At 57.2% G+C, this 603-nt stretch carries 1 protein-coding gene; it reads right to left on the bottom strand.

Annotated elements, in window-relative coordinates; translation table 11 throughout:
- Positions 1-2: 2 nt before the first annotated feature.
- On the bottom strand, positions 3-603 hold a 601-nt coding region (locus OMK64_RS21470), incomplete at its 5' end, for a DUF892 family protein (protein WP_272730152.1).

The raw sequence follows: 603 nt of genomic DNA, 5'->3' as shown, positions 1-603 counted from the left end.
CGTCAGCGCTTGGCTGCTTTGTCGGGGTCGGCTGAGCGACGCAGGAACGCTTGCGTCAGTTCTGGTAAGTGCTGTAGCAGCCACTCGGCCATGGCGATTTCCTGCGGCAGGATCTTTTCGCAGGCCGCTAGAGTTTCCGAATCACCGGCCTCTTTCGCAGCGGCGATAAGCGCCGTATAGCTGGCAATTTCCATGTTTTCGAAGACGTAACCGGCCATCGCGCCCTTGATGACTTCGTCACTCATCAATGATCCACCGACTGCCTGGCCGAACGCCATCAGCTTGCCCCCCATGTCTTTCAGGGTCGATGAGCTGCCGCCCAGACGTGCCAGGCACTGGTCAATAAGTTGCTGCTGGCCGAGAGTTTCCTCAATGTGCTGGTCGATCCGTGCCTTGAGCTGGGGGTAATGTTCCAGGCGCTCGGATTGCGCCTTGAGCATTTTTTCGGCCTGCTGCTCCATCGCATGGGCATCACGTAGCCAATCAAGCAGGTTTTCCTGTGGAGTCGCCATGTCGTTAGTCCTCTTGATAAAAAATGGCAGGCGCCGCACGCCGGAAAGCGTGCGGCTGCCAAGCTTCAAATTTCGGGTTTTGGTTGCATTC

Source organism: Cellulomonas fimi (assembly GCF_028527925.1).
Classification (GTDB): domain Bacteria; phylum Actinomycetota; class Actinomycetes; order Actinomycetales; family Cellulomonadaceae; genus Cellulomonas; species Cellulomonas fimi_C.
Note: the sequence above shows the minus strand (reverse complement) of the source record. Positions and strands in the feature narration are given on the sequence as shown.